9 protein-coding genes are annotated in these 9,042 nt (G+C 57.7%); 1 reads left to right on the top strand and 8 read right to left on the bottom strand.

Annotated elements, in window-relative coordinates:
• Positions 1 to 137: 137 nt before the first annotated feature.
• Positions 138 to 521, bottom strand: a complete 384-nt coding sequence (locus tag JKA62_RS24270) for an SCP2 sterol-binding domain-containing protein (protein WP_096817262.1) — start codon at positions 519 to 521, stop codon at positions 138 to 140.
• Between the two features lie 587 nt (positions 522 to 1,108).
• On the opposite strand from JKA62_RS24270, the gene JKA62_RS24265 reads away from it, so the two are divergent.
• Positions 1,109 to 1,477 (top strand): DUF6124 family protein, encoded by a 369-nt coding sequence (locus tag JKA62_RS24265; protein WP_011336569.1) that lies wholly within the window; start codon positions 1,109 to 1,111, stop codon positions 1,475 to 1,477.
• A gap of 62 nt (positions 1,478 to 1,539) precedes the next feature.
• On the opposite strand, the gene JKA62_RS24260 is transcribed toward JKA62_RS24265, so the two are convergent.
• Genes JKA62_RS24260 through JKA62_RS24230 form a run of 7 tightly spaced genes read right to left on the bottom strand, consistent with a single transcriptional unit; the run spans position 1,540 to position 9,040 of the window.
• Positions 1,540 to 2,628, bottom strand: coding sequence for a hypothetical protein (locus JKA62_RS24260; protein WP_236676647.1), 1,089 nt, complete (start codon positions 2,626 to 2,628; stop codon positions 1,540 to 1,542).
• 28 nt (positions 2,629 to 2,656) lie between these two features.
• On the bottom strand, positions 2,657 to 3,649 hold the full coding sequence (locus JKA62_RS24255) for a hypothetical protein (RefSeq protein ID WP_236676646.1): 993 nt from the start codon (positions 3,647 to 3,649) through the stop codon (positions 2,657 to 2,659).
• A gap of 51 nt (positions 3,650 to 3,700) precedes the next feature.
• Positions 3,701 to 4,456, bottom strand: coding sequence for a lysozyme inhibitor LprI family protein (locus tag JKA62_RS24250; protein WP_201819846.1), 756 nt, complete (start codon positions 4,454 to 4,456; stop codon positions 3,701 to 3,703).
• 2 nt (positions 4,457 to 4,458) lie between these two features.
• Positions 4,459 to 5,322 (bottom strand): tetratricopeptide repeat protein, encoded by an 864-nt coding sequence (locus JKA62_RS24245; RefSeq protein ID WP_201819821.1) that lies wholly within the window; start codon positions 5,320 to 5,322, stop codon positions 4,459 to 4,461.
• Between the two features lie 4 nt (positions 5,323 to 5,326).
• The gene (locus JKA62_RS24240; protein ID WP_285354285.1) at positions 5,327 to 5,833 is read right to left on the bottom strand and encodes a hypothetical protein; all 507 of its coding nucleotides are present in this window, start codon (positions 5,831 to 5,833) and stop codon (positions 5,327 to 5,329) included.
• Between the two features lie 37 nt (positions 5,834 to 5,870).
• The gene (locus JKA62_RS24235) at positions 5,871 to 6,593 is read right to left on the bottom strand and encodes a hypothetical protein (RefSeq protein WP_285354284.1); all 723 of its coding nucleotides are present in this window, start codon (positions 6,591 to 6,593) and stop codon (positions 5,871 to 5,873) included.
• Positions 6,590 to 9,040, bottom strand: a complete 2,451-nt coding sequence (locus JKA62_RS24230) for an alpha/beta fold hydrolase (protein WP_201819819.1) — start codon at positions 9,038 to 9,040, stop codon at positions 6,590 to 6,592. The genes JKA62_RS24235 and JKA62_RS24230 overlap by 4 nt, the downstream gene beginning before the upstream one ends.
• Between the last annotated feature and the right edge of the window lie 2 nt (positions 9,041 to 9,042).

The raw sequence follows: 9,042 nt of genomic DNA, 5'->3' as shown, positions 1-9,042 counted from the left end.
TGCTGCTGCGGGACCTGGCTTCGCAGTTCAGCCAGGCTTAAAAGCATCGCGGGCAAGCCACGCTCCCACAAGATCTACGCGATCCCTGTGGGAGCGGGCTTGCCCGCGATGAATCCAACTCGGTCCAACTGAACGCATCAAGCCTTTGGCTTGGCCTTCCTAGGCTTCAAATACTTCATCAACCCCTGAAACCACATCACCAGCGCCGGATTTCCCTTCAGCTGTATCGACTTGTCCTGAATCCCCTGCATGAACGCCAGCTGCTTGTTCTTCGCCTGCATCGTGGCAAACCCGAACGCCGCATCCTTGAATGCAATCGCAAACGCCGGCTCCGCCACCACGCCAGACTTGCTGGTAATGCGCTGATCTTTCACCACGAAATGCCGCGCCACTTTCCCGTCCAGAGTCTGTAGCTGAAACACCAGATCCTTGTCACCCAACTGCTGCTGGAACGCAGGATTTGTCCGACTGGCCTTACCCATCAACAGACCCAGCATCCACAGAAGAAAACGAAATTTCATGCGCACAGCCTCAAAAGGAAAATGAACGGCTGGGGGAGTGTAAGGGATTCGGATGGATTCGCCACCATCCTGGATTGATAGAAGACGATGTAGGTCTTTTCTCGCATGATGACTACCAAGTCACGATTTACGCCCCACAACCTGATCTTTCCCACGCTCCGCGTGGGAATGCCTCCCGTGACGCTACGCGTCACACCATCCCCCCGTCCTACACCTGAAGAAACACATTCCTGTAGGAGCTGCCGAAGGCTGTGGTTTCTTGTTCCTCTACCTCGCAAATCCTTGGGAAATGTCCTTCAAACTGCGGTGCTGTCCATGAACTAGGCAGACTGGACCATCGTCGATAGCCTCTGTGTGTCGCCGCAAAATCGGTGACTCGGACGTGCAAGTCCGGTTCAGGTGCACAATCGCAATGGCATTTCGCCGAGCCTTTTCCTATGCTCGCGGATCGTTATGGCGGCTGTGCGTCGGAGACCTTTGGGTCTGCCGGGCACCTGGACCGGTCTTGCACACCAACGCACAGCTGCCACCTATTTCGAAGTGCAAAGCGAAACGGTGTCAGCGTCTTAACTCCAGGGATGACATCCATGATCAAACCAACACCCAATCCCCCAGAAACACCAGAAACCTCCCCCTACGAATCCCCCGATTCAAAGAAACTCCACGAAGCCGCCGAACGCGCCCTCGACCACCACTTCAAACCTACCATCCCACGCCCAAAACGCCTGGGTGGCCTGTTCGCCCTCTGCCCCAACGCCGACGCCGAAGCGCTCATGGCCAACGCCTCCGAAGACCTCCTGTCCATCAGCGCCTTCGCCGCCAACCTGGCCGACGACCTCGACGGCCCCCGCCGCTCAATGGCACTGGGCCTGAGCAGAATGGCGGATGGCGTGCGGTTGATGGTGGAAGGCACGCTCGATCACATTGAGTTTCGGGAGTATCAGACCAAGCCGTAGCTGAATCGCGGGCGGAAAAAAGGGGACGTTGAGTCCCCTCTTCCATTCTTCGGCAACAGCAACTAGCGAAAGTCCTCTGCGCTTTTTGGGGCCTTCTCTAGTCCGAAATCCGCCAACCGGTGTACGTAAGCATGACCACCGGCATTACAAGACTGTCGGAATACAACTTTGTCCCCCTTGAGCACCTTCAGATAACTCACGAAGGCCTGGTTAACGAGGTAGGTATACGCACCGCTTTTGAACTTGATGATGTTCAGGTTCACGCTGCCTTCCGACGCATCTACAACAAAAAATTTGCCCTTGGGTGGCGTAGCATTTTTCGGGTAGACCATCTCGATATTCCCCGGCACACCGTAGCGATACTGAACAGAACCGGCCGTGGGCTTGCTGTTTCCCCGCGCACAAACAGAAACCGTCTTGCCGCCCTCCAGCGGGCAGCTGAAGTAAATGTCTTCGTCATCCGAGCACAACGTTCCATCCTGCCCGCCCTTCAACGGCGCCGTCTCCTGCGAAACGCGCTCCGGCGCTTTCGCGATATCAGCACAGTTGGACAGGCAAATTAGCTTCGAAAGATCCGGATCATCGCTTTCAGTGAACAGGTAAGTCGCTGAACCATCGCGGTTGCGGGCGTGATAAACGGGAACACTGACGGCCAGCCCTTTGGCCGACACCGGCACCTTGGTATCCCCGCCCGAGACGACCCAGCCTTCGGCCTCCCCGCATAACGCATCCAAAGCGACTTCACTGAACGAGTCTTTCGTAGGCACGGCGAACGGCTTGGCATCACCTCGGCAGTCGTAGCCATGCCAGTAGGGCCCGGTGTTCATATCAATGTCGATCGAGAAAACATAAGCGCCGTCGAGCACCACTTTGCCGCTGTCATAGGTGAAAACCAGCCAACGGCGCGACTTCGCCTGGGAGTAATTTTCTTCCTGAAGGATGTAGCGCTCGCCATCTCGATACAGCCAGAAGTCACTCATCGCCCCTGCCGGCTCCGCCGTCTCGGAAAGGCGCTGCCCGGAATGTGCGTCCACCAGAAAGTTGTCTTTCAGCGCCAGCGCACAGTCGCTATCAGCATCCCTGCACGACGTGAGAGACGGGAACATCGGCGCCGCCACCGCAGAGAAAGAACACATCAATAACGCAATCAAACCTAATCTTTTCAACTTGCCACCTGTTTCAAAGCGAGTAATCCATCACTTCTTCAAGCTGCCAGCATGGCCCACGGGCAAACCGATACTCGAAGACATAATCGGTATCCGGTTTCTGCAGGATGGCGACGGCGTGGTCACCCTGCTCTTCCTTGACGGTCAACGTCAGGCCCTGGGCCTCTCGCTTCGCTACATCCGGGATGATCGGGAAATTGAGCTGATCGCCGCTGAGGCTGCTTTTTTGCATCTCGGGCTCGGGATCACCGGCCACAGTCGTGACCATTTTCAGCGGCTGCTGGACGAAAGCTTTCTGCACGTCCGCGCGTTCAGAGAAGGCTGAGAGAAACGTTGAAAAGTTGAGTGAGGGGCAAGCAACACTGGCCTTGTCACCATCAGTTTTGAGTGGCTTCTGACGGTTGCCCTGATCCAGTTTCGAATCCGAAATCATCCTTCCATCCAGATCCGCCAAGTACTTCTTGATGCTCGCCGCATCCTTGTAAGCACACTCGACTTCTACGCCATCTTCCCGATTGATACCGTCAAGGCAGTTCTGTAACTCAGGATCTGGCAGGTCACCCCGAAAGAACTGCAAAGCCAAGTGATCGCCGTCCTTGAAGATTGGAAGTTCCAGCACCGAATAGGAATCTCCTTCGAAATGTTCGTCCAGAACTTTGTGTTTTGTCAGGACAAACATGGACTTCCCCGCTCGCTCAGGGAATTTGCGCTCGAAGAAGAACACCGAGGCAATTTGTTCATCCTCAACCTTCCACACATAATTCAGCGTAGGTTTCACCGCATTCATGGGCGCGTAGAAAATCTCGGCACGTGGCACATGCACGCCCCTGACCTGACCCTTGAGGTTGTTCTTCAAAAAGAACACCGTGATCTTTTGATCACCCAACGAAGCAACCACCGGAGGATGCAGTTCACCGATGGTTTGAGGGTCACTTGCCGATGCCGGCTGAGTCGACAAGCCGACGATAAGCCCGAGCACACCAAAACAACTTAAGAGCCTGTTCAATTCCGATCACTTCCCTGCTGATCAATCTTCTAAATATTTACGCTGATGGTTTCACGATGACTCAGGTGCGCCGCATTTCAGCTCTTTGATTTGCTCGTTTTGAATCGGAATTACACAGGCGAGGCGCTTCTCTGCCTCCTCACGAAGCTCGAACAAGCTGAGCGTCAGCTGTAAACCATCCGAAGTGAATGCATGATCCTCAAACAAGGCACTGGCGTAACCATCCCAAAACGATTTGCCGTTAAAACTGCAAAACCGTTTTGAGGAGAGCTCCCGCCAATTGCCCTCGGGCGCGAGGATCTGAACATTGAGGCAGGGGCTACCAAACGTAGTGACATAACGAGCCACCACATCGCCGTATCGTTGCGAAGCAGAACTGGAAACCTTGGCGACATCGACCACTTCACTCGGACCATCCGGAACGACCGCATCCAGGAAGGCTGCACGCTCTAGACTCATTCTGGCGATGCACTTATTGAGCACCAAGGTATATGCCTGCGAACCAGGTTCGACATCCGTGGCATCGAGGGGGCAAGTGGTATCGCGCAACTTGATCCAGGCGCGCTGCGAGTCTTTTGCCATAGCCATGTAAGCCTTTCCTTGTTCAGGCTCAGGCTTCCATCGAGATTCAAATCGCGCCATCAGTTTTTTGTAGCTGGAATTGAGTTTTGCGTCGGCACTCTTGCGGTCGGCTTCCACACACTCATCGTACTGCCAGCTCACGGTGATGACTTTGCAAGTGTCCTCAGCGAGCACGGCTGAAGCGGACAGCAGGCCTAAGGACAACGCGATACAGCGCACAAACATGTTCAATGTTTCATTCCCTGAATAACGGATCGCTCAACTGCACGTTGAGGTATTTTCTGCGCCTTACCGTCCGCGCTCATCGCGTCGCGGTACTCGCTGTAATAGCGCTGCGCTTCGTCTTTGCGATCAAGGCGCCAGAGTGAGTCGGCGATGTTCAACATCAGTACCGTGCGTTTGCCGACGGCCTCAACGCCTCGATAAAACTTCAATGCAAGTTCATCGTTACCGCCCTCGGCCAGGTAGAAGGCTAGGTCGTTGAGAGCTTGAACATTGCGCGCCGGTGGGTGACAAGCCATATAGGCGTCTGGACTTATAGTGCGAAGATTGAATTCGAGTTCTTCCACGCGAGATTGCGGCACCTCAATACTTGCGACTCGATTCAACAAATCCTTTGGAGACGGTGTCGTCAAGGCAAGGTCAAGAACTTCCCCTTCACCGGAGGTCCATCGATTGCCCTCCCACTTGCCGTAGCAAAACGTGGCTGCGTGCTGACTCAGTACGCAACCGGTCTCCATCGAAACGACACCGCAACCAGTCTCCTCTGTTGGAATTTCTTCAGCCTCTTGACCAATGACAACGCCATACAGAGTCTGAAGAAGCAGCACTGTTTTTTTGTCAGGGCTTAGCCAACTGTCATGCGTTTCGGTACCAACGTCGGAAACATAGAGTGGGAAAGTCTTGCCATTCGCGGTAAACGAGGCGATCGCCAACTCCGCAGCAGGCCTGCTCCATTTCTTATCCTTCAGCGTCAACATGTGCCCGCCAACCCCGACGATCTGAATGCTCTCAGCCAAGGCATTGGCGGAAGCGAAGAGGCTGATGACAATCATCACCCACTTAAGGCTGCCCGCGAGTAGACGGTTCATCCACTCATTCCTCATCAATCGACGGTGATTCCACGTCGGTCATGCCAAGCAGCCGGAACTCGTTGTTCACGAATTCGTAGTACCGATCCCGGTTACGGTTTTCCAGAGGATTTCCTTGGGCATCTTCTTCGCCATCGAGCGTGACGCCGGAAATGATGATCAAGCGACTATCGGGCAGGTACGTCGTGTCGAAAGTGCTGCCGTCGTAGGCATTCGGAAGACCACCAACGACATCACCGGTCTGGGCGTCCAGCACTTCGCCACAAATGGCGCCGCCGCCACAGCCGAACCTGTACAGGATGTAATGGCCGGCGAAGTTGACCTTGCCTTGTAGGGCCTTCGCCCGGGTGCTGTCCATGACCGCGTTGCTTTGCTCTTGCTGCACCGGCTCATGGTTGGGGCCGCTGAAAACGGGGGTGACGGCGTAATCCTTGAAGTCGGGATCAGCGGCGAATGCGATGGAAGTGGCAGCTGACAGCAAGCTGCCGAGAACAATCGAAAATCCTTTCACGCTGTAACTCCATCTCTGACATTCATCGTCTGGGTATTCATTCGAAGGCGATGCTGCGCACCGCTGTTTTGATTTGTTCAAATCCTTCGGTGCTGATCGCCAACGGTTTGGCCGAGCCTGATTCCGCCGAGCCGATCAGCACGTCTTTACCCCGCAGCAGGCAAAAAGCGACGCGGGTAATGTGCCGTCGTGACTTGTCGTGGAAGCCGAAGATGAACCCTGAAGAAGCCTCCCCAGCCCATTGCTCGAAGGTGTAGGTGCTCCCGCGACCCGCCAACTCGTTGGGCACCCAACCGTGATCAGTGAGGGTCGCCGGGCACCTTCGGTCGTTGTCATCACGCAGGACTTGCACCGCAAACGCATCGTCTTCCGGAGGTTTCCAGGCGGTGAGGCGGGAAAAGAATTCCGTACTTTCACACATCAAACCAAACCACGGCTGGCTCAGGTTGGAGGGTTTCTCGAAGTGCCAATCGGAGCCACTCGACGTTGGCGCTTGCCACAAGCGAGGCGCGCTGGACGATTTGGGCAACTGTTTGGCTGCCACGAAGACCGGATAGAAATCATCGAACGTCAACCATTGGTCTTGCAGCAGCGGCATTGAGAACCGACATGACTCCATGTCTACAACTGCCGCCGCCGGGCCGTGAAGGACCTGTGACTGACCCATTGAATTGCCGACTATCACGGCATCGGCGGCATGGCCCACCTGAGCAAGCACGAGCAAACCAGACATCAACCCATGGAAGTATCGGGCGTTCACTTCACATCCTTCGAATTCATCAATTCCAGCTCACCATCCCGATACAACACTTCGCACCCGATCCACGCCAGATCCACCTGCGGCATCACCGCCGAAGGCTTGCGCAGTTCCCGCAACAACGTCGAACCATGCGACAACCGCCCGCCCATCCGCGCAATCACCGCCCGCGCGGCCTGATAGTGCGCGTGGCGCCCGGGATCGAGGGTGTCTTCCAGCAAGATGTCTTCGCCAAGAATGCCCCGCACCTGCCCCGGGTAAATCATGAATCCGGTGGCTTGTTCGGCACCTTCGCGGCCGTCCTGCCAGAAGCTGCCGTCGCGCGTGCGGATGTCCGGGTGCGGCGCAAACCAATGTTCGCGATCCGCCAGTGGCATGGCGTGATGCAGGCGGAAGAAGATGCGCATCAGGTTGTCGCGATACCACTCGCGCACTTGCAGGTAGTAACCACGCAGGCCCGGCAGGCCGGTTGAATGAGCGAGGCGAATCAGCCCTGACCATTGCGGGAACGCCTGTAATGGCAACGCGCTCGACGCGGGTCGAGGTGTGGCCGGATCGGTCTCCCACGGCAGTCGATGGGGGCTGTTTTCCAGGTTGTCGTAAGCGGTGGGCGGTCGGCCCAGCCAGTCCCCGCCACTGCTGGCCAGCGCCGTGGCGATGCACAAATTGCCCTGCACCACGAACACATAGAACCGGGTGAACCAGTCGGCCAGTTGCTGACCGTCAGCACCTTGGGCGACGAGGTCGGTCAGCTCCCGGTCGAAGCGCTGCAAGCCGTGCTCAAGGCTCAGCAAATGACCGCGAGCGATACGTTGCATGCGCAAAAACAACGGCAGCGAACGCAACATCCGCAGCGGTCGCCACGGCAGATGCGGAGTCGCGCCGCCGACTTCACCGGCATAGTTGCTGGCGCTGATGCCCCAGTCGGCCAATCGTGCGAGAAACAGGTCGTTGTTGATGTAGGACGCGCCGCCAAATACCGCCGTGAACGGCTCGTTGTCCTGCAACACCCGCGCATCCCAACGGGCCATGATCGCCGGAATGCTCGCGGCGGCCCGGCGCTGGGCGTACTCCACCAGCACGCTGGGTTGCGGCGGCAGGATCTCGGCGATGTTGGCGGCCGTCAGGTGCCGGCGCCAGCCGTAGTCGCTGATCGGCCGGTATTGCAGCAGCCACAGTTGCGTACCGTCCCAGGCCCATTCGACATCGCCCGGCACATAGTGAAACACCCGCAAGACATCCTGGAGAAAGCGCCACAGCACGTCTTCGGTCAACCCATGGGCGGCCGTGAACGTGCCGCTGCGCCAGGCATCGCCGAGCCGCGAAAGCGTCGCTCGTTCCGGGCTGATCTGACCATCGGCAAGGGACTCAAGATGACCTTCAACCCATTCGAGTTCCACCGACAGATGACGCACAAACGCGATGCCCGACACCTGCGGCGTGATGAAGCGCTGCACCACCACTTCCTCGACACCTTCGGTTGTCAGCTCGGCGATACGTGCCGGCACGTTGGCGGCCGGCTCGCGCAGGTAGGTCGTGCTCAAACCGGCATTCGCCGAGTCGGCCTGATCTTCGCCATAACTGGAAGAGCGCACCGCCCAGATCGCCTGTGGTTGGCGGGCGAGGAAGGTCGGTAGTCGCGGGTCGTTGCAATCATTGAGGGTCAGCGCCGCCGGCACCGGTTGCCGGGCCAGTTCCGCCAGACGCAAACGCCCGCCCTTGGTGTGCGCGACAAACCCGCGTTCGCCTGACTCCAGCCACTGCGCAAACTGCGCGGGCGCGTCGATCCACGGGTAATGGCCCCAACCGGGTTGAAGGCTGATGGTCAGATCTGCACGCGCAAGAATCGCTGACCACGCGGCGGCTTGCTCGATGCCGAGCACCTTGTCCTGATCACCCCAGACCAGTTGGACCGGGTCGGTGATCCACTCCAGCAATGGCAGCGCGGTGTCGGCACGGATCAGATCCCAGTGCGGCACAAACGCACGGCAACGCGCATAACCGGCGCCCATGCGCTGGTACTGCGCGGGTGTCCAGGTCTGGTTGGAGAACTTGCGGGCGAACAGCGTGGGTTTGTTCGACAGCAGCCAGTGAATGGACTTGCGGATCGGCAGCGGTGACATCAACGCCGGCAATCGGCGCTGCCACAAAAAGGCGCCCACCGGCGCCAACAGAACACTACGAGAAAAGTACCCGGGCCGACGTTGCAGCGCATGCAGCACCAGCAACGCGTTGACCCCGACGGCCATGATCGCGCTGCCTTTTTGCGTCATCGCCAACAAGGTTTGGGCGTAAGCCGCCAGATCCTCGCAGGGCGGCTGCGGGTTGGCGCCGAAGCCCGGCAGCTCCAGCGGCACCACGTCGTAACGCTGAAAATGCGGCAGCGCGTCATTCCACCAATCGGCGGCGCTGCCGTTGCCGGCCAGCAGGTACATCAGAGGCTTGCTCATGG

Source organism: Pseudomonas sp. B7 (assembly GCF_016735645.1).
GTDB lineage: Bacteria > Pseudomonadota > Gammaproteobacteria > Pseudomonadales > Pseudomonadaceae > Aquipseudomonas > Aquipseudomonas glycinae.
Note: the sequence above shows the minus strand (reverse complement) of the source record. Positions and strands in the feature narration are given on the sequence as shown.

Excerpts from the sequence above, each read along its gene's own strand:
- JKA62_RS24270 (WP_096817262.1), bottom strand. The coding sequence starts at position 521 with ATGAAATTTCGTTTTCTTCTGTGGATGCTGGGTCTGTTGATGGGTAAG.
- JKA62_RS24265 (WP_011336569.1), top strand. The coding sequence starts at position 1,109 with ATGATCAAACCAACACCCAATCCCCCAGAAACACCAGAAACCTCCCCC.
- JKA62_RS24250 (WP_201819846.1), bottom strand. The coding sequence starts at position 4,456 with ATGTTTGTGCGCTGTATCGCGTTGTCCTTAGGCCTGCTGTCCGCTTCA.
- JKA62_RS24245 (WP_201819821.1), bottom strand. The coding sequence starts at position 5,322 with ATGAACCGTCTACTCGCGGGCAGCCTTAAGTGGGTGATGATTGTCATC.
- JKA62_RS24230 (WP_201819819.1), bottom strand. The coding sequence starts at position 9,040 with ATGAGCAAGCCTCTGATGTACCTGCTGGCCGGCAACGGCAGCGCCGCC.